Raw genomic sequence first — 20,947 nt, 5'->3', positions numbered from 1 at the left:
CAAAATATTGTTAACAGGTAAACAAAGAGCATATTTAAGAAGACTTGCAAATGATATTCAGCCTATATTTCAGATTGGAAAAGGCGGAATAGAAGAAAACTTTATAAAGCAGGTATGCCAAGCACTTGAAAAGAGAGAATTAATAAAGATAAAAGTTCTTGAAAATAGCGGATTAGATACAAGAGAAGCTTCAGATGAAATCTGCAAAAAAGCAGGTTGCGAAGGAATTCAGGCAATCGGAAGCAAAATGGTTTTATATAAAAAATCAGAAGACAAAGCAAAAATACAACTCCCATAAAAAGAGGAGTGCTGAAAGAAATGGGGATTTATATGCCCCATTTTTTTCTATTTTAAATTCATAAACTTGTATAATTAATACGAAATGATAGGGTGAATAATAATGAAAAGATATGGTATAATAGGAGGTACATTCGATCCTATTCATAACGGTCATCTATATATAGCATATGAAGCATTAATAAAATTTAAACTTGATAAAGTTATTTTTATGCCTGCGTGTATTCAGCCTTTTAAAACAGATAAAAAGGTGGCAGATGCAGTAGATAGACTTAATATGGTATCCCTTGCGGTTTTTCCTTATAAAGAATTTGAAGTGTCAGATTATGAAATAAAAAATGAAGGTGTAAGTTATACGTATAAAACTCTTAAACATTTTAAAAAGAAATTTTTAGATGAAAATGAAGATTCTATAGAGATTTATTTTATAATTGGTGCTGATTGTATAATGGAACTTGAAACATGGACTTGTATAAAGGAAATTTTTAAATCAGCTAAAATAATTGGATTTTCAAGACAAGGATATTTAGAAGAAGAAGTTTCTTTAAAGAGTAAATATTTAAAAGATAAGTATGGCGCAGATATAAAGTTTATATCTATAAAAAATCTTGAAATTTCTTCAACAGATATACGAAAAAGAATAGGAGAAGGAATTAGAGTGGATTTTTTCCTTCCAGATAAAGTCCTTGAGTATATAAATACAAAATCTTTATATAAAGAAGAATTTATAAAATAGCAAATAATACTTAAAAATCGCATGTTACAGCGGCTAAGAAAAGAATATATAATAAATGGGAAAGGAGATAGTTACTTTAAAACAAGTAGCATTATATAGTTTTTTATAAAATTTTATAAGTTTTCAGTAACGCGAATAATTAAATGATTTTAAAAGATGAAATGCTTTTACTTATAAAAAAGTATAATATCAAGCTTACAGAAGTTGAAAAGCGAAATTCTGAGTTATGGCATAGCCTTCTTGCACCATTTGTTGCAAAAGAGAAATTTAAAATAGATGATGAAGAAATTTTAAGTTCATTAAGATATCATACAACTGGAAAAGAAAATATGACAAAGCTTGAAAAAATAATATATATTTCAGATATGATTGAACCATCAAGAAGTTTTGAAGGACTTTCAGAGATACGAGATAAAACTTTTGAAAACCTTGATAAAGGTGTATTTTTAGGACTTTCAAGGAGTATAGAATATATTTTAAATAAAAATCAGCTTATTGATGAAAACACTATAAAAGCTAGAAACTATTTCTTATATGATGAAAATTTTTTATAAGGGGGTATACTTATGCTGCCTAAAATAAGATCATCAATAAATAAAGAGACTACATCCAAAATTGATAGGAGTATATCATGGAGAGAGAGAATACTGCTTTTATCAGTTGCTCTTTTGATAACATATTTTATAGTTCTTTTTATCTCTTTTATATATGCATCTTTTGCAATTCATGGGAAAAATATGATAGCAAAAGATTCTGAAGGATTAAATTCAAATGTAAACATTATTGTTCTTGGTGTTGACATAGGTGATATTTATGACACATCAAATTCTTCACTAAAAAGAACAGATACGATGATGCTTATGAATTATAATAAAAGTTCTGGCGCTTTAAATATAGTATCAATTCCAAGAGATATTCTTGTAAAATCCCAAAAAGGATATAATATAAAACTTAATGCACTTATTTTAGAAGATGGCTATAAAGAGTTTAAAACTACTATTGAGAATATGACAGATGTAAATATAAATTATATAGTAAAAATAGATTATAATGGCTTCAGAGACATAATAGATTCCATAGGAGGAGTTACAGTAACTATTGAGAGAGACATGAAATACGATGATGAAGGTCAGAGCCTTCATATTGATTTTAAAAAAGGAGAGACTGTAAAGCTTGATGGAAAGAAAGCAGAAGAGTATTTTAGATGGAGGAAGAATAATGATGGTACAGGCTTTGCAAATGGGGATATTGATAGAATTCAAAGTCAGCATGATTTTATAAGTAAAGTTATGAAAAAATGCACGAGTCCTCTTATAATACCAAGGCTTCCATCTGTAATAAAGACAGTATCAGATAGTGTAGAAACGAATATGACATCATTTGATATTTTAAATTATGGATTGAAGTTTAGAAGCGCATATAAAAATAAACTTAACATGTATACATTAAGTGGAACTCCTAAAATGATAAGAGGACAGTCCTACTTAATTTATGATAAAAATCAGAATAAAGATGTTTTATCAATGTTAAGTTCATCTAAAACAGAAAGCAGCGTAAATACATCTAAAAAAGATATCAGAATAAAGATATTAAATGGTACCAAAATAGATAATTTGGCATCTTCTGCAAAAGAAGAATTGAAATCAAAAGGATATAAAAATATAGATGTAGGGAATACTGAAAGTACGAATAAAAGTGTCATAATGTCTAATAATAAAAATATTTTGGAAACTGTAAAAAATGATATTTATATAGTAGATAGTGACAGCAAAAATAAAAATTCAGAATATGACGATTATGATGTTATTATAATTCTTGGGAAAAATTATAAAAAACTTGAAGACACAAACAGCAGGTAAAGGAGTTAAGTAAATGAGTTCTCTTAAAAGCACAATAAACGAAACTTATAATAAATGTAAACTTAGAGAATATTTAAAAAAAGAAATGGGGCTTTCAACAAGACTTATAAGGCGTGCATCTTTAGACAAACGTATATTCCTAAATGGAGCACCAGTGAAGATGAACATAATTGTAAATACAGGAGATATTGTAAATATAGATCTTGCAACAAAGGAAACGCAGAATATTGTACCTGAAAAGATGGATATAGATATAGTATATGAAGATGAAGATATTCTTATTGTTAACAAAGAGCCGTTTATGGTGGTTCATCCTACAAAGAGTTATCAGAGTGGTACACTTGCAAATGGTGTCCTAAATTATTTTATAGATAGCAATCAAAACTGTATAGTAAGATTAGTATCAAGGCTTGATATGAATACATCAGGACTTATAATAATAGCGAAGAACCAGTATGCACATGGAATGCTTTCAAAAACAATGGAAAAAAATGAAATAGTAAAAAAATATATAGCTATTGTTCATGGACATATGGAAAATGAAAGCGGAGTTATTGATCTTCCTATATATAATCCTAAAGATGATTTAGGACTAAGAAGAATTGTTGATGAAAGAGGAAAGAGAAGCATAACACATTATAAAGTATTAGAAAGACTTAATGATGCTGATGTAGTTGAATGTAGACTTGAAACTGGACGTACACATCAAATAAGAGTTCATTTAAGCCATCTTGGACATCCTATTTATGGAGATACTCTTTATGGATATGGTGGAGACGAAATGGATCTGATAAAAAGACAGGCACTTCATGCATATTTTTTAGAGTTTAAATCACCAAGAACTCAGAAACTTTTGGAAGTAAAAGCAGATCTACCTTCTGATATGAAACTTCTTATAGAAAAGCTTAGATAAAGATTAAATAAAAAAGATTTGTTTTATGATTTCAATAAATCCTAAAACAAATCTTTTTTTATTTATTTATCATCATTGTTTTCGTTAATAGAATCATTAACAATTGAAAAGTTTTTTATATCTTTGTTTGAAAAACGTCTCTTTTTTCTTTTCTTAGATCTTTTTTTGACTTTTCTAAAGTGTATAAATAATCCCCCGGCTAGTACAATTAATGTAGCTGTTACACTGCATATAATTGGAATTTTTAAATTAACTGCATTTTTTGGAATATTCAAAAGAGGAGTATACTCTCTGCCTTCTCCACTACATAAATCTATTGGAAGATATTCTTCGTTATTTACATAAAGCATTCCTTTAAGAATCTTGTCTCCATTTTTAAAAGACTCTTTTGAAAGATCTTTTTGATCAATCTTTATATCGGTAGAAGTTTCTTTGTTTTCTTCATCTTTCGGCACTACATATACTATATCATCAGCAGCTATAATAGGAATTGAAAGTGATGATGTAACCTTATAATCTGCAACTTTGTCTCCTTTTTTATAAAGAGTAACAGATTTAAAATTATTAAAACCATAATCAAATACAGTCTTCATATCTGAAAAGTTTTGGGCTTTATCTGTTGCATTTAAATATGCAGCAACAAGCTTTTGATCACCATTTTGAGCTGAAGCAACATATGTGTGGTTTGCAACTGTTGTATATCCATTTTTTCCTGATGTTGCATAAGGATAATAATATCTAGAAGCTTTATTTATTAAATAGTCTTTATTGTTAACTAAAATAGGTCTTGAAGTATCATTTATTAAATTAATTGTGTATGTAAGCTCATTTGTGATTCTTATAAAATTTGGATTTTTTATAGCTTCTCTCATAAACAAAGCTAAATCATGAGCTGTTGTAATGTTTTGTGGCTCAGGAAGTCCGCTTGGATTTTGAAAATTAGTATTTAATGCACCGAGCTCTTTTGCTTTAGCATTCATAAGTTTTGAAAAGTTTAAAATAGATCCAGACACATGTTCAGCTAAAGCTTCAGCACAATCATTTCCTGACTCTAAAAGCATTCCATGAAGCAAATCGTTTACTGTTAATTTGTCGCCGTTTAGAAGCCCTACAGCAGTACCATCTATATCTGTGAAGTCTTTCTGTACGGTTACTATTTCATCAAGATTACATTTTTCAAGAACGACAAGTGCAGTCATTACTTTTGTTGTTGAAGCTGGTTCAAACTGCTTTTCTTCATTTTTACCAAATAGTATTTTACCTGTTGAAGCATCAAGAAGAACACAACCTTCTGCATTTACATCAGGTTCATCAAGTGCTGCTTTTGCAGGTACACAGTAAAAAAATAATGTTAATATAATAGTCGTTATAAGGCTTACGCTTTTAAAAATCTTTTTCATATTTATCTCCAAAAATAATTTTTTTATACATATCCATACTTTATTGTAACAAAAAAATAGATATTATTCCATAAAAATTATAAAATATACTACTGAATTTAATAATTTTATAAAAAATTGGTAATAATACAAAAGTAAGGAAGTGGTGAATTTGTTAGATAAAATAATAAAAGAGAAAAATAAAATAGGAATAATTACGTTAGTAACCATATTAATTATAGTTACATTTTTTATATATCATAAAAGTGGGTATAAGGAACTTTCTAAAAATAATACAGAGAGTATTTTTGAAGAAGAGAGTGAAATGAATGCAAAAAATGAAAGTAAGAAAGACACTGCTTTAGAAAATGATTTTGACAATAACGATAAAAATACGATAACAGTTGAAATAAAAGGTGAGGTTAAAAAACCTGATGTCTATAAAATGGGTGATGATTCAATAGTAAGAGATTTAATCGAAAAAGCTGGAGGAACTACAGATAATGCAAATATTAAAAATATAAATAGAGCAAAAAAGTTAAATGACCATGAAGTAATCTATATACAAAATAATGAAGAAGCAGAAAAAGGAAAGCCTGTATTTAATTCAGAATCTTCAACAAGTACAGATTCTTCATCTGAAAGCTCAAAGATAAATATAAATACAGCGGATGCTGAAGGACTTAAAAAGATAAATGGTGTAGGAGATGCTAAAGCAAAGAAGATAATTGAATATAGGGAGAAAAATGGAAAATTTAAATCTATCGATGAAATTAAGAATATAGGTGGGATTGGAGAAAAAACATTTGAAAAGATGAAGTCTCAGCTTGAAACTTGATATAATTGCAACAAAATCAAAAAAATTATATAATAGAATCTGACATTAAACTGTAACATAGGAATAGTAAAATAACATAATGGTTGCTTAAGATAAAGTTACAGATGAAAATATAGGGGGATTACTAATGGCGAGAAAAGTTATAAGTCTCATCCTTACAGCATTTTTAGCAGTTTCTGTTATGGGATGTAATAAAGCTTTAGGTGATAGTTCATCTAAAGAAACAAACTCAGAAACTTCTGATATTGAAGAAAAAGCAGAGGATGATGATCTTGAAGGAGAATGGGCCAAAACTCTTAATTTAGAAGATACTAAATCAAAATTTGAAGAAAATCTTAAAGAAATTGAAAAAGTAACAGATATATTTGGAATAGAATATAAAAAAGATGAAAAATCGAAGACAGATAATGATATTCAGATAAATGATAAATATATATATTTTGATAATAAAGATCCTGAAGATAATAGGATAGAGAGCATGTATTTTGGAATGAAAACTTATGGAGATGATTTATCAGAAGGAGATATAAGCCTAAAGATAAGTCTTAAAATTAATGTAGATCAGATAAAGAAAGATTCTAATTTTAAATTTGAAGATACATCATGTAAATCTTATATAGAGTCATTTTCAAAACAGAAGGATATTGATTTTTCTGATATAGATAAAGAAATAGTTCAAAAAATAAAAGATGGAGAACTTCCTTCTCAGATTACAGATACAGTAAATGGACTAAAAGAAGAATTCTTAATAGATGATGATTATATTATTTATACATTATCAACTAAAAAATATAAGTTTGCAGATGCTGAAATGAGCATGGAATAATTATATAAATGAATAGAGGTATTTTAATGGAAAGTAATAAAGAAAAAAATGAAAATGTAAAGACAGAAGAAATTGAAAAAAAGAATGAGAATGTAGAATCAAAGGAAGTTCTAAAATCTGAAGTTATAAAAGATGAATCAGCTTCTAAAAATGTAAAAAAGAAGAAATGTTCTTTCTTTAATAAATTAGGTATTAGGATTATAGATGAATTTTGCACTTTAGGAGTATCAAGTCTTTTACTTGTTTTAGTAGATTTGATAATGAGAAAACTTGGATATATGTTTACAATGCCTGCTGTAATGCTTATAGTATTTTATTTTATAGTAAACGCACTTTATATGCCAATCATGCATAGTACAAAATTAAAAAGAACAATAGGAGAATTAATATTAAAATCAAGCTCAGACACTAAATAGTAAAAAAATAAAATCAGAATGGAGAAAATTAAGTGAAAAGAGGAAGCAAAGTAACTGTAAAAATTGAAAGAACAGAATTTCCTTCTTTAGGAGTAGGAACAGCAGAAGATAGACTTATCTATGTAAAGAATACTTTTAAAGGCCAGGTAGTAGAAGCTAAGATAAAAAAGAAGAGAGACGGATATGCTCAGGCAAAGTTTGAGACAATTCTTGAGAGAGCAGATTATGAAAAGGACTCTGTATGTCCTCATTCTGATTCATGTGGAGGCTGTTCATCTATAACAATTCCATATGAAAAACAGCTTGAATTTTTAGAGACAGAAGTAAAAGATCTTTTTAAAGCTCAAGACTTATCTATGGGTGAATACTTAGGAATAGAAGGAAGTAAAGATCAGTTTGAATATAGAAATAAAATGGAATTTACTTTTGGAAACGAGAAAAAAGATTCACCACTTTCAATAGGACTTCATATGAGAAATCAGTCTTTTGGAATAATGACTGTAGATAAATGCAGACTTATTGATGAAGATTTTAGAAAAGTAATAATAATAACAGAAGATTACTTTAGAAAACAGGATCTTCCATTTTACAGAATAATGAAGGCTGAAGGATTTTTAAGAAATCTTGTTATAAGAAAAGCCAAAAATACCGGAGAAATACTAGTAAATATAGTTACAACAACTCAGATAGATTTCGACTTCTCAGAGTATGTAAAACTTCTTCGTGAAGAAATATATGATGGAAATATTGTTTCAATAATCCATACAGAAAATGATTCTCTTCAGGATGCAGTAATTCCGGAAAAGGTAAATATATTATATGGGAAAGAATATTTTACCGAATTATTATTAGGCCTTCAATTTAATATTTCTCCTTTCTCATTTTTTCAAACAAATACAAAAGGTGCAGAAAGACTTTATTCTATCGTAAAAGAATTTTTAGGTGACAGCGAAGATAAAGTTGTATTTGATCTTTACTGCGGAACAGGAACAATAGGTCAGATAGTTGCATCAGATGCAAAAAAGGTAGTAGGAATAGAACTTATAGAAGAGGCTGTTGAAGCTGCAAAAGAAAATGCTAAATTAAATAATATAAACAATTGCACATTCTTAGCAGGAGACGTCGCAGAAATAATAAAAAAGGTAGAGGATAAGCCAGACATAATTATCCTTGATCCTCCAAGAAGTGGAGTACATCCAAAAGCTCTTGACTACGTTATAAAGTTTAATGCAGATGAAATTATCTACGTTTCATGCAATCCTAAGACACTTGTAAATGATCTTAAGGTTTTATGTGAAAATGGATATAAGATAGAGAAAAGTAAGATAAAGGATATGTTTCCGAATACACCTCATGTGGAAACTGTGGTTAAGCTAATCAAGTAATATGCCTATTTTGCAACAATCAAAGGAAAATATATTTATATTTTTCCACCAAACTTCCACCCAAACTTTTATACGGTGGAAGTTTTCTTTATTATATTTTCAAAAATATTAACCGTATCATTCTTCATTTTTTTAGTTACATGTGAATAAGTGTCCATAGTAGTTGCAAGTTTAGAATGTCCTAAACGAACTTGAATATCTTTAATGTTTGCTCCTGATTCAAGAAGTAAAGTAGCATGTGTATGTCTTAAAGAATGAAATTTAAATTTTATACCTAATTCATAATTTACAACTCTACTTAGATATTTTAAACTATCTGTTGTTAGTAATTCACCATCCTCTTTTAAACATACAAAATCATATTTGTGAGATACATAATATTGCTTATATCGTTCCTTATTATTTTCTTGATCATGTTTAAATTTCTTTAGCAATTCTATAAGAGTATCTCCTATGAGTATAGTTCTTATACTACTCTTAGTTTTTGGTGGACCAAATTCCCACGCATTAAAATTGTTTCTAAATAAAATTTTCTCAACTTTTATTGATTTATTTTTAAAATCAATGCAATCCCAAGTTAACGACATTACTTCTGCAGCTCTCATTCCTGTATAAAATGCAATTTGTAAAGGAATATGCATATTGCTTCCATAAGGAAATCTTTTCAGTATTGTATTATATTCTTCTATTGTAATTATTTTTAAATCATCTTTACTATTTATTAATTTTTTATTGTATTTAGGTAAAGATACATAAAGCATTGGATTTTCTTTTATTAATTTATATGGTTGCACAGCTGCTTTAAAAGATCCACTCAATACTCCATATAGATTAGATAAATAATTTTTGCTATATCCATCTAAGTATTTTTTATTTATTAATTCTTGCAATACTGTGGATGTAATATCTTTTAGTTTATATATGCCTATATTAGGCAGTATATGAGTATTTATTAACATTTTGTAATTTCTTTGTGTATTCATTTTACAATTTACAACTACATATTCTTTAAACCAATATTCATAATAATCTTGTACTGACAAATTAGAATCTTTTTTTAAACTACCAGTATCAGAATACTCATTTAAAGCTTCTCTCAATTTTTTAAGTGCTTCTTTTTGAGTTTTCCCTCCAGCACGTTCTATTTTTTTCCGTTTACCATTAATTTTTGCTGCTTCAAAGTAATAATACCATCTATTTCCTTTTTTTCTTACTCCGCCTTCCATATGAAGACCTCCTTTGTAACTAAATATTTTATCAAAAAATACTTTTAATATAAATTGATGGTGGATAAATATTATTTGAAATAATATTTATAAAATCTACTAAATTGCACATGAAAGATAGGGTATCTCTCTTTTTATAAAGTTTTTTCTTATTTTTGAATAAAGTATTTCATTTGTAACGATAGAGGAAATTTTATATTTTATTATTTCTTCAGTTACATTAAAATATTCAGCCATTTCATTTACTGTAGAAATACTGTCATTTAGAGCTTGTACAAAATCATCATCTGAGATTAAATAATCTGCTGCCCATTTTTTAGCTTTATGTTCATCTTTAGTTTTATAAATTTTATCCAGGTAATTTTCAGAAGATCTTATAAGATTAGAAAATGTAGTAAAATGATGCCCTGCTTCTTCTGATAAAACAGATAAATATAGTGGAGTATTAGATAATAGTGATTTATCTAATGCAATTACAGAGAGATTTGGAGGTATGTAGAAGTATATACCAAGTGAATGTATATTATTTAGAGATTCAGAATCATATAGCATTATTTTTTCAGCATTTATTAAGTTAAATAAATTATAAATAGTTTTCATTATTATCACCCCATAGGATTTTATGAGATAATTATATCACAAAATACGAACAAGTGTTCGAAAATATTGTAATTATATTTGTAAAGAAATTCATATAATAAAAAAGGTGTTCTTGACGAACACCTTTTACAATGAAATAGATTGATTAATACCATAGTATTGATTTTTTAAATCTGTTAAATCTTTTAGTCTATCAAATAACACTATTTTTCATAGTTTCAAATTTATAAAATGTATGATATAATTACAATATAAATCGAACGTACGTTCCAAAAGAAATTTTTAAGATAATATAAATAAATACGAAAATAAAAAGATGTTCTTAAAAGAACACGTAGAATATATTTTAGAAAAGGAGTGAAAAGAAATGCGAATGAAACGTATAATTTTAAATTTCTATTGCAAAATAAAGTATTATTTAAGAATATATAATTATATTTTATTGCCTATACTTATTCTTGGGATATATTTGTATACTTTATATTTTAAAAAATGGGTAAATATAGATAATGATTTTGCTGGAAAACTAATAAGTGTATGTTCAGTATTCATTGGATTTTTAGTTACTTCTAATACTATTATTATTAGTTTCCCAGAGGATAAGACATTTGTAAAGTATTTAAAAAAATATAAATATTATAAAAAATTATTTATAGAGATTATTATTTCAGAAATATCATTTACAGCTTGTTTAATTATAAGTCTTTTTTCTATTAATAATAATTTGGCATCAATTTTATTTGTAATAGGTACAACATATCTAATATTAATGGCAGAATTATTAATCACAATATCGTTCTATATTAGCAAGTAATTCATTATATAGAGTATCTTTTATTTTATTATTTAAATCTGTATCAGCAAGTTCAATAGTTACTTTTTTTGTTAATATTCTTGATACTAAATCAATAGTTTCTGTAATATCAGTTTGGGAATTTATCCCGTGAATTTTAAAAGCAGAGTAGTTTTTAAAATCCTTTCCTTTTAAGCTATTTAAAAATTTTTCATTAGCTATTTCTTTTTTTATTGTTAATGAAATATTTGTCTTGTCAATAGAGTTATCTGATAAAAATTTTAGTTCTTTTACACTAGGGATAATGTTATTTGATTCACCATGTTCAAATCCAATATCTACATTTAATATTTCTATATATTTACTTAATTCGTCATCTATGTTTTTAACTAATTTTGGGAATATAGATACTTTTTCAAGCTCTTGAGGACATTCTTTTTTCATGATTTCACCTAATGGAGAATCTAATTTTGGTGCTTCTGTGTTTCTTAATATAACTATATCTTTGAAGTTATTAGAAATTAAAAAATATGTAAAATGTTCAATTAATATATTTGGATTAATTTTGAGTGTGTTTAAATCGGGTGATTTCCTTGCACGCTCTAATATGTTGTTATTTAAATCTTCTAATTTTCCAACACTTCCAAAAAGATAATTGTCATTAAATTCGATAATTTCAATTATTTTATTATCATTAGTTTTATAAGAACCAAGTTGAGTGAATGTCTTTTTTAAAAAGTACTTGTTGTTTAAGTTAGTATTATTCCATTTAAATAAATCAAATGCAGTAGTTTTTAGTCTGTAAAAATATAATGTCCTGTTTATTGTCTTAGTAGTATCAGCCATAAAATCCTCCCTTATAATTCATTTATATATTTCATATTTTATTTGTTTTTTATTATCTTGTAATACCAATCCTTTATTATATTAAGAATTAAAAATATAGGTGTTCTTAAAGAACACCTTATTTAATAATTTTTAAATGATCTTGAATTACAAATACATCTTCTTCTGTATCTTGAACTTTTCTTTTTACAAATCTCACATCAGTTTTGATTTCTTTTAATTGAGTTGATAATTCATCAGCTACTTCATGAGCAACCATTTTGCCAACGCCTTCTGATAGTGAATCAAGTCTTTCATTAGTTTTAATCTGTTCTGCTTTTATACCAGATATATCTTTTTTTACATCAGATATTTCAGATTTCAAATCAGAGTACATTTTGGTAATAAGTTCAAATAAATCATTATTGCTTTTTTCCATAGAATAACCCCCTTATTTAAATTTATTATTTATTTTTTATCTTTATACTTTTGCTTAACATATTCTATAAAATTATTAATTTCATCTCTTGCTTCATCTGGAAGATTTTCATAGTCTTCATCTGAATGAAGTGCAATAGTATTCTTAGGATCATCTGTATAGTTCCTATAATTACTTAATCCCATTAGCCAGTCTAAAGATACATTAAAGAATAGAGCAAATTTCTTTTTCATTTCATCGTCAGCTTGCCTTTTATTTAATTCATATTGTGAAATTCGAGTTTTGTGTAAACTAAAATGATTAGCAAGTTCTTGTTGTGTAAGATTTTTTTCTAATCTAAGTTCTCGTAATCTTTCACCAAACGATGCCATAAAATCAACTCCTTTAACTTTATTATAGTATACAAAATGTATACTTAGGAAGAAAATAAACAAAAAGATTACAAAAAGTATTGACAGTAGTCAAAATGTATACTATATTATATTTAAGGAAACAAAATGACTACTTAAAAACGAGGTGATAAAATGTATTCTAAATTAAAAGATATCAGAGAAAAAAGAGGAATAACTCAAGCTGACATGGCTGAATTACTAGGATATAACCATAAAAGTGGATACAATAAATTGGAAAATGGTGAAAGAAAAATATCATTGGAACAAGCTAAAACTATTTCTGATTTCTTTAATTTAACTATTGAAGATATTTTTTTTGATAATTTAGTAAACAAAATGTCTACTAAATAATTATATTGTAAAAGGAGGCAAAAAAGAATGGACAATAAATACAGAAATATTTACCAAATAGCGAGAGAATCTAAAGGAATTACACAAGAAAAAGCATCAGAACTAATGGATATAAGCGTTGATAGTTTAAGAGTATATGAAAGTGGTAGGAGAACACCTCCAAATCATATCGTTGCTAAAATGGTTGAAATTTATGATACACAGTATCTTGCATATCAGCATATAAAAGGGGATATTATAGGCAAATGTATACTTCCAGACGTAGATATAAAAAATTTATCTGCATGTATTTTAAGTGTACATACAGAAATCAAAGATTTTTTAAAGTGTGAAGATTCTCTTATGAAAATAGGTGCAGATGATAAAGTTGATAAAACAGAAATAGATACTTTTAGTAAAGCTGTTAAAGAGCTTGATGATATTGTGAAAGCAGTTATGGAATTAAAATTTTCAAGGAGATGATTACAAATGGAAGATATTTTATATACAACAAAGGAAACTGCAAAATTATTAAAAACAGATGATCCAACAGTAAGAAGATTAATAAGCAAAGGATTTCTCAAAGCTCTTAAACTTGGAAGATTAAAAATAAGAAAAATTGAAATTGAAAGATTTCTAACATGGGCAGAAGGAAAAGATTTGACTGATTTAAATAATATTAAGAATTTAGAGTATGTAATGCCTGAAGAAGGAGGAAAAGGATTAAGATGTGTGAGATAATGGATAACCTATTTTTAAGATTCAAAGATATCTATGAAAAAGCAAATGGAATGACAGTTAAGAAAAGCAGAATTATAAAAGGAGTTCTTACAGTTAAGGTTTATAAGGACAACAGATACATGTTCTGGCTTCATGTTGTTGAAAGGGGAGGATGTATTTCTTGGTATTAAAAAAGAACCCTTATACAAGAGTTCAAAACAAACATTTGAGTTAAGGGCTGCAACCCTTAACTCCATTATATAAAAAAATGGAGGAAAAGTAAATATGGTTTTTAATTTTTTAGATGAATTGAAAAGAAAAGTCTGCAAAAAGGACTTTGAAGTTATCTTAGATATGGTTACAGATGATATTAAATTTAATAGAGTTAAGTTTAATAAGAGGACAAGTCCTAAAGAGTTTATAACTATTTGTAATAGCTGTTATATTGCTATTACAAGATGTAATGGAGGGGTATTAATATGCAGATAATAAGTTTTTTAAATATAAAAGGTGGAGTTGCTAAAACAACAAGTTGTGTAAATGTTGCAGCTGAACTTGGCAGAAAAGGAAAGAAAGTTTTAGTGATTGATATGGACCCACAGAGCAATGCAACAAAGTATCTTAATTCATATGATTCGAACGTTAAAGGCACTTATGAAATGCTTAAAGGTGAAGATGTTCCTATCCAAGGTACAGCTTATAAAAATTTATGGATTGTACCAGCAAATATAAATCTTATTATGAGTGAATCTGAAATATTATCAGATACAAAAAAGGCAAGAGAAACAAGACTTAAGAAATGGATTAAAAGTAAACGTAGTGGAGAATTTGATTATATATTAATAGATTGTCCGCCTAGCCTTGGAATGTTATCTATTAATGCATTATCTGCAAGTGATTATGTTATTGTACCACTTAAAATTGATAAATTTGCACTTGATGGATTTGAATATCTTATGGGAAGCATAAAAGAGACACAAGAAGAATTTAATGAGAATTTAAAGATATTAGGAATACTTATAACTATGGACAGAGCAACTAGAATAAATAGAGAAATTAAAGCAGAGCTTCAAGAAGAACTTGGTGATATGCTATTTAAACAGTCAATACGAGATAACGTTGATGTTATAAAAAGCACTTTTAATACTACTCCAGTAATTTATTTTAATCAAAGAGCAAATGCTTCAAGAGATTATAAAAAGTTTGTGGAGGAATTGCAATGTCGTATTTAAAAGGTTTAGCAGAAAGAATAAATGGAGCAGTAGAAAAGGGATTTACTGAGGAACTGGACATTAATTGTCTAGTTCCTTCACATAATAATTTTTATGGCATAAGAGATATAGAAGAGCTAGCTGATTCAATTAAAGAAAATGGACTAATGCACAATCTTGTTGTAAGAAAAACAGATGAAGACAAATATGAAATTATATCAGGAGAAAGAAGATATAGAGCATTATTAAGTCTTGGATTTAAAAAAGTACCATGCAAGGTTAAAGATGATTTATCTGATCTTGATGCAGAACTTATGCTTATTAAAGCAAATGCAGAACAGAGAGAATTAACACCTACAGAAAAGATGCAAGGTATAAAAAGACTTGAAGAAATATATATAAAGAAGCGAAGTAAAGGTGCTAAGCTTGAAGGTAAAACAAGAGATCTTATCGGAAAAGATTTGGGAATGTCAGGAGTACAGGTAGGAAGATATAAAAAGATTGAAAAAGACTTAATACCAGAATTTAAAGACAAGCTTGATAAAGAAGAAATTACACTTACACAGGCTCATACCTTAAGCAGTCTTACTGAAAATGAACAAAACACAATACATGAAGAAATTAAGGATATGAATACTAAAGATAATAAAGAAGAGCTTGAAACCTTAGTTAATGGAATTAAACAGCCTGTTGAAAGAAAACAGGACATTAATATGATTAATGACATCTCTAAAGCTGCTAAAGCTGTAGAAAGAGTAAAGAAAGGTTTAGAAAGTTCTTCTGTAGGCCCTAAAATAATAATTTCTAATAATGCAATTGAAGCAGTCTGCTATGTAACAGACTCTGAAATAGATAAAGATGGAGTGCTTAAAGTAAAATTATCAAATTTTGGAAGAATATCTACCATAAAAATAAAAATAACATGCTTTGAAAAACAAGATAAAAATAAAAATAAAATTCCAAAAGATTACTATAAAATTGCATCAGATGTATATATAAGATTTATAGAGAATGAGGTGATGAAATGAATGAGGTAAAAGCTTATTATGCAATTATACCAGCTGAGATACGATATGATGATAAACTCAAGGATAAAGCAAAACTCCTTTATGGAGAGATTACAGCGCTTACTAATGATAAAGGCTATTGCTGGGCCAGTAATAGTTATTTTGCTGAACTTTATAAAGTTACTAAGGAGACTATTTCAAGGCTTATTAAGAACTTATCAGATAGGGGATATATAAGAATCGAAATGGTATATAAAAACAGGGAAATTATAGGAAGAAAAATATATATTCAAAAATCAATAGGTATTGACAAAAATATCAATACCTCATGTCAAGAAAATCAAGAGCCTATTGACCAAAAAGTCAAAACCCTATTGACAGAAAAGTCAAATAGAATAATACAGTATAATAATACAATTAATACTACAGTAGATAATACTATATCTAAAGATATAGTAAGTAGCACAGAGGTGCAACGTGTAATAGATGCATGGAATGGATTAAATCTTACTGCAATTAAAAAAATAAATTCAGGGACTATAAGATATAAGCTACTACATGCAAGGGTTAAAGAATATGGAATTGAAGATATATTAAAGGCTATTGAGAATATTAAAAAAAGCAGTTTCTTAAAAGGTCAAAACAATAGAAACTGGATAATAACATTTGACTGGTTTATAAAACCTAATAATTTTCCTAAAGTGCTTGAAGGCAATTATATAACAAAAGAAACACCTCCTCCTCCAGCAGCTACCAAAAATGAACCTAAAAAACTTAGATTCAATAATTTTAAGCCAAGAGAATATGACTATGATGATCTTGAAAAAAAGCTATTAGGATGGGATAAAAATGATTGAGTATGATAGCAGCGGGAGAATGAAATATAATAAAGAATTTCATTCTAAACAAGGTACTTATTGGAGTGAGGAAGATACAGAGTATTTAGCAAATTGGGGAAATAAAGTAAGCATGGAAGAGATGTCATTTGCACTAGAGCGTTCAGAAGGAAGTGTAATTGAGAAACTGAAAGAACTAAGAAAGACTGGAATAGTAAAAGGCTATTCTGTTAGAGGAATAAGATTATTAAAAGATGAAAGAAGGAGCAAATATGGGAAATAAGCGATTACCTAAAGTTGGAGATACAGTAATTCTTAAAGGGTGTCCAAATGCAATAACATACAAAGACAAAAAACATAAGTTAAAGTATTGGAATATAACATTTAAAAATTGGATTAATGCTAATTATATAGAACCAAAGGAAGTGTTTGGTAGTTGGTATGTTGAAAATTTAAGGGCAGAATAGAAGCTTATAACGAAGCTTTAAAAATGGTAGAAATGAGGTGGAACGATATTAATGTTAAAAGAAACAAAGCATGATTATCAAAATTGCATTGTGGGTAATTTCTATGATAGTAAATGTACTGGGCAATATAGTTCTTGGGAAGCATTTAAAAAGATTCATGTAGGCTTTACATCAAAGGGGTTTGATGATAGATACAATTATGTTTTTAGATATGATATTCATAAACAAAAAAATGATAAATATTATCTTGAATTATGTATGATGCTTCAAAGAAAAGGGGTATATACTCATTTACACATTTATAATATCGATCAAATTACATTGAATACAGAAGTTAAATCATGGCTTAAAGATAGGTATAATTATATAAAAAATCTATGGAATGAAGTTATAGAGTAATTCGCAATACTAAGAAAATGCATGATATGTAGAAGGGGTGTAGAAAGATGGAAAAATATAAAGTATTAAAGTTAGATAAGGAAAGCTTAGAAAGTTCAATAGCTGGTCTTTCACAGTTAAAACCAGCCTTAAAAAAACAATGTTTATTGGTGAATTTAGATGGACAAGGAAAAGAAGATGCAAAAGAACTTGGAGAACATTTTGAAACTGCTATAAATGCAATGACAACAGTTTTAGGACTTATGGAAAGAAAGGTAGAGCAATGAAAGCAAAATGTATTAAAGGATTTGCATTAGAAAAATGTGATGATAATGGATTTACTATAGAAAATGAATATTTTACTGTTGAAGACAATTCTATTTGGAATATAGAAAATAATGAAGACAGATTTATTGGTGGAGAAATCAGATTAACTAATGATAATGGTGAATGGCTAGAAATATCTAAAGAAACACTAAAAGAACATTTTGAAAAAATGAGTAAGACTATACAAGAATTAATTGACTATTTAGAAGCAGTTAAAAAAGAAAGTGGTTCAGATACAAAGATATTGATTGCGGGAGAAGTAGTAGAAGATTTTGAAGATGTAATAAGTGTGGATCATGTGAAAGATGAAATTGACTTTATATCAAATGGTTACACATATTAATTCGTCATACTAAAAAGAAATTTTATTAAAAATAAAAAGGTGTTCCTCACGAACACCTTACATAATAGAGAATAAACTGGTAATAAATTCTCAACCTATCTAAATTATATCATAAAAAGAAAAGGATAGGTGATTTTAATGAGTGAAAGAGTAAAAAGAGAATTAGCATTATATAGATTAAGAGAAATTGAAATAGATGACATGAAATTAAAGATTGAAGAGCTTAAGGTTGGCGAAGAGCTTGGAGGAATAAGTTATGATGAAAGGGTACAGACATCTACTAATTGTAAAAATAATGATTATGCGATAAATGAAATTAACACTTTAAAAAAGAAAATAATGATTTATGAAATTGCAAATAAAAGAATTGATAATGCATTAAAAAGATTAGATATAGATGAAACAGAAGTTATAAAAAAAGTTTATATAGAAAAGAAAAGTATAACAAGAGCATCACAGGAATTATTTAGATCCCGAAAAAGTATTAAAAAGACCATAGATAGGGCATTTGACAAACTAAAATTATCATAAAATTTCTGCTAAGGGGTAACAGCTAGGGTAGCAATAGGGGTAGCAGCAAAGGTACCACAAAGGTATCAGTTAGGGTAGCAACGAAAGTACCTATACAGGCACAAAAAAATATTATATACTGTAATTGGTTAAAAAATTAAATCATTTATTTTTCAAGCACTTAATTTTATTAGGTGCTTTTTATTATGCAATTTTTTAAAAGGAGGCTTATATGAGCAATAAAATAAGATTAAATATTAACTTCAAAGGAGATAAGGTTATTTGTGCTAAGTCTCCGGAACTTTGTAAAAAATGTGTACAGAAAAATGAATGTGAAAAATTAGATTTATTTTATAAAAAGTATACAAAAAGAGATGTTATTGAATGCTTTCATAATAGTGAAAAGAGAAGGTGAGTTTTGATATGAGGCATCATAGCAGCACCTTTAGAAGCAGAAGAAAAAAACAGGCATCTAATCCTATCAAAAGTGTGAGTGAGGTGCTTGATATTCAGGATTATCTTAAAGTAAAAAGTTACAGAAATTATATGCTTTTCATTTTAGGGATAGCAACAGGATATCGTGCAGGTGATCTTATTGAACTTAAAGTGAGAGAGATAAAAAACGCTTTAGAATCAGGATATTTTTCTATTATGGAAGGCAAAAAGCTTCATTCAAAGAATATACGTGAGAAAAATAGAAAACCAAGAAAAGTAGTTATAATTAAAAACCTGAGAAGTAAGCTCCAGGAATATATAAAAGATAAAAACGATTATGAATATATGTTTCCAAGTAGAAAAGGTGGACACATTCAGGTTAAAAGGGTAACTGAAATATTAAAAGAAGCAGCTAATTATTTTGGAATAATTAAAATAACTGCACATAGTATGAGGAAAACTTATGCATACAGAATATATGAAACAAACGGTCATGATCTATTAGCTATAAAAGAAATGCTGGGACATAGTTCGATAGAAGAAACAAAAGTTTATTTGGGTTTAGACAGAGAAGTTTTTGATAATTATTCAGAAACACTTAATGACTTAATCCATTAAACTTTTATTTTTTTATAGTATGAATGTCTTATTTTTGTGTGGTTACACATAAGAAAGCATAATAAAAAATAGCTTCCTATATATGAGCTTTAAAAAGTCAATGTCTTATTCCCTAAGAAAATAGGCTATAAATTCAAGGAAAACACGAACGTTCAGTGAAAGTTATCCACAGGTTAGTGAAAGGAAATGATATAAAATGAATAATAATAAAGTCAGATATACTTTAGAATCTATTGCAATAATAAATGATATGTTAGAAGATATTCAATCAGATGCAATGATATCATTTGAAGTTATAAATAGAAAACTTTCGAAAGATATCAATATTGAAAGATGTAGTTTTACATTAGATGATGGAGCTATAGGTTTATTGAAAGCTTATTATAAATCAAAAAGTGAGACTATGAATTTTATAAAAGGTGAATAAAATAAAGACAAAGTAATGGCATATGACAAGTAAAGCGTGTGGAAGGAGTTAATAAAATAATATGTCTAAAGAATATGCAAAGTCATTTTACACAAGTAAAGAATGGATTAAATGTAGAGATGGATATATTAAAACTGTGTATGGTTTATGTGAGCGTTGTGGTAAGCCAGGAAAGATAGTTCATCACAAGAAGTATATAACGCAAGATAATATTAACGATCCTGATATCACATTAAACTTTGATAACCTTGAGTATCTTTGTTTAGATTGTCATAACAAAGAGCATGAGTTTGAAAGAGAAAAGAAAAGAGTAACGAGGGAAGGATTAGTATTTGATCCTAATGGTGATCTTGTAGAACTCCCCCCTAAAAATAAATCTGGGGGGCTTTGAGCTAGACCGTATGGGGAAGGTTA

Annotated in this window: 34 protein-coding genes; 28 read left to right on the top strand and 6 right to left on the bottom strand. The window is 27.6% G+C overall.

Annotated elements, in window-relative coordinates:
• Positions 1 to 7: 7 nt before the first annotated feature.
• The 5 genes from yhbY (at position 8) to MTX53_RS09005 (ending at position 3,805) form a co-directional block, all read left to right on the top strand.
• Positions 8 to 298 carry a ribosome assembly RNA-binding protein YhbY gene (gene yhbY / locus MTX53_RS09025; RefSeq protein ID WP_244833425.1) on the top strand — a complete coding sequence of 97 codons (291 nt, stop codon included), beginning with the start codon at positions 8 to 10 and terminating at the stop codon, positions 296 to 298.
• 102 nt (positions 299 to 400) lie between these two features.
• Positions 401 to 1,033, top strand: coding sequence for a nicotinate-nucleotide adenylyltransferase (nadD, locus tag MTX53_RS09020; protein ID WP_244833423.1), 633 nt, complete (start codon positions 401 to 403; stop codon positions 1,031 to 1,033).
• Between the two features lie 143 nt (positions 1,034 to 1,176).
• Complete coding sequence (yqeK, locus tag MTX53_RS09015) at positions 1,177 to 1,587, top strand: bis(5'-nucleosyl)-tetraphosphatase (symmetrical) YqeK (RefSeq protein ID WP_244833421.1); 411 nt, start codon at positions 1,177 to 1,179, stop codon at positions 1,585 to 1,587.
• A 12-nt stretch (positions 1,588 to 1,599) separates the two neighbouring features.
• The gene (locus MTX53_RS09010; RefSeq protein WP_244833420.1) at positions 1,600 to 2,892 is read left to right on the top strand and encodes an LCP family protein; all 1,293 of its coding nucleotides are present in this window, start codon (positions 1,600 to 1,602) and stop codon (positions 2,890 to 2,892) included.
• 13 nt (positions 2,893 to 2,905) lie between these two features.
• On the top strand, positions 2,906 to 3,805 hold the full coding sequence (locus MTX53_RS09005) for an RluA family pseudouridine synthase (RefSeq protein ID WP_244833418.1): 900 nt from the start codon (positions 2,906 to 2,908) through the stop codon (positions 3,803 to 3,805).
• A 62-nt stretch (positions 3,806 to 3,867) separates the two neighbouring features.
• Here MTX53_RS09005 and MTX53_RS09000 read toward each other — a convergent pair whose 3' ends face one another.
• A complete protein-coding gene (locus tag MTX53_RS09000; protein WP_244833416.1) occupies positions 3,868 to 5,205 on the bottom strand; it encodes a serine hydrolase in 1,338 nt (445 codons plus the stop codon).
• 145 nt (positions 5,206 to 5,350) lie between these two features.
• Between MTX53_RS09000 and MTX53_RS08995 the strand changes: the two genes are divergently transcribed.
• The 4 genes from MTX53_RS08995 (at position 5,351) to rlmD (ending at position 8,649) form a co-directional block, all read left to right on the top strand.
• A complete protein-coding gene (locus tag MTX53_RS08995) occupies positions 5,351 to 6,022 on the top strand; it encodes a helix-hairpin-helix domain-containing protein (RefSeq protein WP_348521777.1) in 672 nt (223 codons plus the stop codon).
• Between the two features lie 127 nt (positions 6,023 to 6,149).
• Entirely contained in the window at positions 6,150 to 6,848 is a 699-nt protein-coding gene (locus tag MTX53_RS08990; RefSeq protein ID WP_244833412.1) for a hypothetical protein, read from the top strand.
• 26 nt (positions 6,849 to 6,874) lie between these two features.
• Complete coding sequence (locus MTX53_RS08985) at positions 6,875 to 7,264, top strand: hypothetical protein (RefSeq protein ID WP_244833410.1); 390 nt, start codon at positions 6,875 to 6,877, stop codon at positions 7,262 to 7,264.
• 32 nt (positions 7,265 to 7,296) lie between these two features.
• Positions 7,297 to 8,649 carry a 23S rRNA (uracil(1939)-C(5))-methyltransferase RlmD gene (gene rlmD / locus MTX53_RS08980; RefSeq protein ID WP_244833408.1) on the top strand — a complete coding sequence of 451 codons (1,353 nt, stop codon included), beginning with the start codon at positions 7,297 to 7,299 and terminating at the stop codon, positions 8,647 to 8,649.
• A 68-nt stretch (positions 8,650 to 8,717) separates the two neighbouring features.
• Here the strand turns inward: rlmD and MTX53_RS08975 are convergent, their stop codons facing one another.
• Positions 8,718 to 9,875 (bottom strand): tyrosine-type recombinase/integrase, encoded by a 1,158-nt coding sequence (locus MTX53_RS08975; protein ID WP_244833406.1) that lies wholly within the window; start codon positions 9,873 to 9,875, stop codon positions 8,718 to 8,720.
• Positions 9,876 to 9,974: 99 nt separating this feature from the next.
• Positions 9,975 to 10,475, bottom strand: a complete 501-nt coding sequence (locus tag MTX53_RS08970) for an ImmA/IrrE family metallo-endopeptidase (protein ID WP_244833405.1) — start codon at positions 10,473 to 10,475, stop codon at positions 9,975 to 9,977.
• A 373-nt stretch (positions 10,476 to 10,848) separates the two neighbouring features.
• Between MTX53_RS08970 and MTX53_RS08965 the strand changes: the two genes are divergently transcribed.
• A complete protein-coding gene (locus MTX53_RS08965) occupies positions 10,849 to 11,289 on the top strand; it encodes a hypothetical protein (protein WP_244833404.1) in 441 nt (146 codons plus the stop codon).
• Here MTX53_RS08965 and MTX53_RS08960 read toward each other — a convergent pair.
• The 3 genes from MTX53_RS08960 to MTX53_RS08950 all read right to left on the bottom strand — a co-directional run bounded on the left by MTX53_RS08960 (position 11,257) and on the right by MTX53_RS08950 (position 12,903).
• On the bottom strand, positions 11,257 to 12,114 hold the full coding sequence (locus MTX53_RS08960; protein ID WP_244833403.1) for a hypothetical protein: 858 nt from the start codon (positions 12,112 to 12,114) through the stop codon (positions 11,257 to 11,259). The two genes, MTX53_RS08965 and MTX53_RS08960, sit on opposite strands and share 33 nt — an antisense overlap.
• Before the next feature lie 118 nt (positions 12,115 to 12,232).
• The gene (locus tag MTX53_RS08955; protein WP_244833402.1) at positions 12,233 to 12,532 is read right to left on the bottom strand and encodes a hypothetical protein; all 300 of its coding nucleotides are present in this window, start codon (positions 12,530 to 12,532) and stop codon (positions 12,233 to 12,235) included.
• Between the two features lie 29 nt (positions 12,533 to 12,561).
• Positions 12,562 to 12,903, bottom strand: coding sequence for a helix-turn-helix transcriptional regulator (locus MTX53_RS08950; RefSeq protein ID WP_244833401.1), 342 nt, complete (start codon positions 12,901 to 12,903; stop codon positions 12,562 to 12,564).
• A 153-nt stretch (positions 12,904 to 13,056) separates the two neighbouring features.
• On the opposite strand from MTX53_RS08950, the gene MTX53_RS08945 reads away from it, so the two are divergent.
• From MTX53_RS08945 to MTX53_RS08860, 18 genes are all read left to right on the top strand, one after another.
• Entirely contained in the window at positions 13,057 to 13,275 is a 219-nt protein-coding gene (locus MTX53_RS08945; RefSeq protein WP_244833400.1) for a helix-turn-helix transcriptional regulator, read from the top strand.
• Positions 13,276 to 13,302: 27 nt separating this feature from the next.
• On the top strand, positions 13,303 to 13,737 hold the full coding sequence (locus MTX53_RS08940) for a helix-turn-helix transcriptional regulator (RefSeq protein WP_244833399.1): 435 nt from the start codon (positions 13,303 to 13,305) through the stop codon (positions 13,735 to 13,737).
• A gap of 6 nt (positions 13,738 to 13,743) precedes the next feature.
• Positions 13,744 to 13,995 (top strand): helix-turn-helix domain-containing protein, encoded by a 252-nt coding sequence (locus MTX53_RS08935; protein ID WP_244833398.1) that lies wholly within the window; start codon positions 13,744 to 13,746, stop codon positions 13,993 to 13,995.
• Positions 13,983 to 14,165: a hypothetical protein gene (locus tag MTX53_RS08930; RefSeq protein WP_244833397.1), complete on the top strand. Its 183-nt coding sequence runs from the start codon at positions 13,983 to 13,985 to the stop codon at positions 14,163 to 14,165. Before MTX53_RS08935 ends, MTX53_RS08930 begins: the two co-directional genes overlap by 13 nt.
• 94 nt (positions 14,166 to 14,259) lie before the next feature.
• Positions 14,260 to 14,463, top strand: coding sequence for a hypothetical protein (locus MTX53_RS08925; protein WP_244833396.1), 204 nt, complete (start codon positions 14,260 to 14,262; stop codon positions 14,461 to 14,463).
• Positions 14,454 to 15,206, top strand: a complete 753-nt coding sequence (locus tag MTX53_RS08920; RefSeq protein WP_244833395.1) for a ParA family protein — start codon at positions 14,454 to 14,456, stop codon at positions 15,204 to 15,206. Before MTX53_RS08925 ends, MTX53_RS08920 begins: the two co-directional genes overlap by 10 nt.
• Positions 15,194 to 16,213 carry a ParB N-terminal domain-containing protein gene (locus MTX53_RS08915; RefSeq protein WP_244833394.1) on the top strand — a complete coding sequence of 340 codons (1,020 nt, stop codon included), beginning with the start codon at positions 15,194 to 15,196 and terminating at the stop codon, positions 16,211 to 16,213. The genes MTX53_RS08920 and MTX53_RS08915 overlap by 13 nt, the downstream gene beginning before the upstream one ends.
• Positions 16,210 to 17,049, top strand: a complete 840-nt coding sequence (locus MTX53_RS08910; protein ID WP_244833393.1) for a helix-turn-helix domain-containing protein — start codon at positions 16,210 to 16,212, stop codon at positions 17,047 to 17,049. Before MTX53_RS08915 ends, MTX53_RS08910 begins: the two co-directional genes overlap by 4 nt.
• The gene (locus tag MTX53_RS08905) at positions 17,042 to 17,311 is read left to right on the top strand and encodes a hypothetical protein (RefSeq protein WP_244833392.1); all 270 of its coding nucleotides are present in this window, start codon (positions 17,042 to 17,044) and stop codon (positions 17,309 to 17,311) included. Before MTX53_RS08910 ends, MTX53_RS08905 begins: the two co-directional genes overlap by 8 nt.
• A complete protein-coding gene (locus tag MTX53_RS08900; protein ID WP_244833391.1) occupies positions 17,301 to 17,495 on the top strand; it encodes a hypothetical protein in 195 nt (64 codons plus the stop codon). Before MTX53_RS08905 ends, MTX53_RS08900 begins: the two co-directional genes overlap by 11 nt.
• Positions 17,496 to 17,546: 51 nt before the next feature.
• Positions 17,547 to 17,894: a hypothetical protein gene (locus tag MTX53_RS08895; RefSeq protein WP_244833390.1), complete on the top strand. Its 348-nt coding sequence runs from the start codon at positions 17,547 to 17,549 to the stop codon at positions 17,892 to 17,894.
• A gap of 47 nt (positions 17,895 to 17,941) precedes the next feature.
• Positions 17,942 to 18,160 carry a hypothetical protein gene (locus tag MTX53_RS08890; RefSeq protein ID WP_244833389.1) on the top strand — a complete coding sequence of 73 codons (219 nt, stop codon included), beginning with the start codon at positions 17,942 to 17,944 and terminating at the stop codon, positions 18,158 to 18,160.
• Positions 18,157 to 18,543 (top strand): hypothetical protein, encoded by a 387-nt coding sequence (locus tag MTX53_RS08885; RefSeq protein WP_244833388.1) that lies wholly within the window; start codon positions 18,157 to 18,159, stop codon positions 18,541 to 18,543. Before MTX53_RS08890 ends, MTX53_RS08885 begins: the two co-directional genes overlap by 4 nt.
• Before the next feature lie 138 nt (positions 18,544 to 18,681).
• Entirely contained in the window at positions 18,682 to 19,074 is a 393-nt protein-coding gene (locus tag MTX53_RS08880; RefSeq protein WP_244833387.1) for an RNA polymerase subunit sigma, read from the top strand.
• 211 nt (positions 19,075 to 19,285) lie between these two features.
• Positions 19,286 to 19,468, top strand: coding sequence for a hypothetical protein (locus tag MTX53_RS08875; protein WP_244833386.1), 183 nt, complete (start codon positions 19,286 to 19,288; stop codon positions 19,466 to 19,468).
• An 8-nt stretch (positions 19,469 to 19,476) separates the two neighbouring features.
• Entirely contained in the window at positions 19,477 to 20,106 is a 630-nt protein-coding gene (locus tag MTX53_RS08870) for a tyrosine-type recombinase/integrase (RefSeq protein WP_244833385.1), read from the top strand.
• 196 nt (positions 20,107 to 20,302) lie between these two features.
• Entirely contained in the window at positions 20,303 to 20,533 is a 231-nt protein-coding gene (locus tag MTX53_RS08865) for a hypothetical protein (protein ID WP_244833384.1), read from the top strand.
• Between the two features lie 61 nt (positions 20,534 to 20,594).
• The gene (locus tag MTX53_RS08860; RefSeq protein ID WP_244833383.1) at positions 20,595 to 20,924 is read left to right on the top strand and encodes an HNH endonuclease signature motif containing protein; all 330 of its coding nucleotides are present in this window, start codon (positions 20,595 to 20,597) and stop codon (positions 20,922 to 20,924) included.
• Positions 20,925 to 20,947: the final 23 nt, after the last annotated feature.

Origin of the sequence: Clostridium sp. BJN0001 (assembly GCF_022869825.1) — a bacterium.
GTDB lineage: Bacteria > Bacillota > Clostridia > Clostridiales > Clostridiaceae > Clostridium.
Note: the sequence above shows the minus strand (reverse complement) of the source record. Positions and strands in the feature narration are given on the sequence as shown.

What these genes read in the sequence shown, in the direction of transcription:
- nadD (WP_244833423.1), top strand. Translation starts at nt 401, where the DNA reads ATGAAAAGATATGGTATAATAGGAGGTACATTCGATCCTATTCATAAC.
- yqeK (WP_244833421.1), top strand. Translation starts at nt 1,177, where the DNA reads ATGATTTTAAAAGATGAAATGCTTTTACTTATAAAAAAGTATAATATC.
- MTX53_RS09010 (WP_244833420.1), top strand. Translation starts at nt 1,600, where the DNA reads ATGCTGCCTAAAATAAGATCATCAATAAATAAAGAGACTACATCCAAA.
- MTX53_RS09005 (WP_244833418.1), top strand. Translation starts at nt 2,906, where the DNA reads ATGAGTTCTCTTAAAAGCACAATAAACGAAACTTATAATAAATGTAAA.
- MTX53_RS09000 (WP_244833416.1), bottom strand. Translation starts at nt 5,205, where the DNA reads ATGAAAAAGATTTTTAAAAGCGTAAGCCTTATAACGACTATTATATTA.
- MTX53_RS08990 (WP_244833412.1), top strand. Translation starts at nt 6,150, where the DNA reads ATGGCGAGAAAAGTTATAAGTCTCATCCTTACAGCATTTTTAGCAGTT.
- MTX53_RS08985 (WP_244833410.1), top strand. Translation starts at nt 6,875, where the DNA reads ATGGAAAGTAATAAAGAAAAAAATGAAAATGTAAAGACAGAAGAAATT.
- MTX53_RS08975 (WP_244833406.1), bottom strand. Translation starts at nt 9,875, where the DNA reads ATGGAAGGCGGAGTAAGAAAAAAAGGAAATAGATGGTATTATTACTTT.
- MTX53_RS08970 (WP_244833405.1), bottom strand. Translation starts at nt 10,475, where the DNA reads ATGAAAACTATTTATAATTTATTTAACTTAATAAATGCTGAAAAAATA.
- MTX53_RS08965 (WP_244833404.1), top strand. Translation starts at nt 10,849, where the DNA reads ATGAAACGTATAATTTTAAATTTCTATTGCAAAATAAAGTATTATTTA.
- MTX53_RS08960 (WP_244833403.1), bottom strand. Translation starts at nt 12,114, where the DNA reads ATGGCTGATACTACTAAGACAATAAACAGGACATTATATTTTTACAGA.
- MTX53_RS08955 (WP_244833402.1), bottom strand. Translation starts at nt 12,532, where the DNA reads ATGGAAAAAAGCAATAATGATTTATTTGAACTTATTACCAAAATGTAC.
- MTX53_RS08950 (WP_244833401.1), bottom strand. Translation starts at nt 12,903, where the DNA reads ATGGCATCGTTTGGTGAAAGATTACGAGAACTTAGATTAGAAAAAAAT.
- MTX53_RS08945 (WP_244833400.1), top strand. Translation starts at nt 13,057, where the DNA reads ATGTATTCTAAATTAAAAGATATCAGAGAAAAAAGAGGAATAACTCAA.
- MTX53_RS08940 (WP_244833399.1), top strand. Translation starts at nt 13,303, where the DNA reads ATGGACAATAAATACAGAAATATTTACCAAATAGCGAGAGAATCTAAA.
- MTX53_RS08935 (WP_244833398.1), top strand. Translation starts at nt 13,744, where the DNA reads ATGGAAGATATTTTATATACAACAAAGGAAACTGCAAAATTATTAAAA.
- MTX53_RS08930 (WP_244833397.1), top strand. Translation starts at nt 13,983, where the DNA reads ATGTGTGAGATAATGGATAACCTATTTTTAAGATTCAAAGATATCTAT.
- MTX53_RS08925 (WP_244833396.1), top strand. Translation starts at nt 14,260, where the DNA reads ATGGTTTTTAATTTTTTAGATGAATTGAAAAGAAAAGTCTGCAAAAAG.
- MTX53_RS08920 (WP_244833395.1), top strand. Translation starts at nt 14,454, where the DNA reads ATGCAGATAATAAGTTTTTTAAATATAAAAGGTGGAGTTGCTAAAACA.
- MTX53_RS08915 (WP_244833394.1), top strand. Translation starts at nt 15,194, where the DNA reads ATGTCGTATTTAAAAGGTTTAGCAGAAAGAATAAATGGAGCAGTAGAA.
- MTX53_RS08910 (WP_244833393.1), top strand. Translation starts at nt 16,210, where the DNA reads ATGAATGAGGTAAAAGCTTATTATGCAATTATACCAGCTGAGATACGA.
- MTX53_RS08905 (WP_244833392.1), top strand. Translation starts at nt 17,042, where the DNA reads ATGATTGAGTATGATAGCAGCGGGAGAATGAAATATAATAAAGAATTT.
- MTX53_RS08900 (WP_244833391.1), top strand. Translation starts at nt 17,301, where the DNA reads ATGGGAAATAAGCGATTACCTAAAGTTGGAGATACAGTAATTCTTAAA.
- MTX53_RS08895 (WP_244833390.1), top strand. Translation starts at nt 17,547, where the DNA reads ATGTTAAAAGAAACAAAGCATGATTATCAAAATTGCATTGTGGGTAAT.
- MTX53_RS08890 (WP_244833389.1), top strand. Translation starts at nt 17,942, where the DNA reads ATGGAAAAATATAAAGTATTAAAGTTAGATAAGGAAAGCTTAGAAAGT.
- MTX53_RS08885 (WP_244833388.1), top strand. Translation starts at nt 18,157, where the DNA reads ATGAAAGCAAAATGTATTAAAGGATTTGCATTAGAAAAATGTGATGAT.
- MTX53_RS08880 (WP_244833387.1), top strand. Translation starts at nt 18,682, where the DNA reads ATGAGTGAAAGAGTAAAAAGAGAATTAGCATTATATAGATTAAGAGAA.
- MTX53_RS08875 (WP_244833386.1), top strand. Translation starts at nt 19,286, where the DNA reads ATGAGCAATAAAATAAGATTAAATATTAACTTCAAAGGAGATAAGGTT.
- MTX53_RS08870 (WP_244833385.1), top strand. Translation starts at nt 19,477, where the DNA reads ATGAGGCATCATAGCAGCACCTTTAGAAGCAGAAGAAAAAAACAGGCA.
- MTX53_RS08865 (WP_244833384.1), top strand. Translation starts at nt 20,303, where the DNA reads ATGAATAATAATAAAGTCAGATATACTTTAGAATCTATTGCAATAATA.
- MTX53_RS08860 (WP_244833383.1), top strand. Translation starts at nt 20,595, where the DNA reads ATGTCTAAAGAATATGCAAAGTCATTTTACACAAGTAAAGAATGGATT.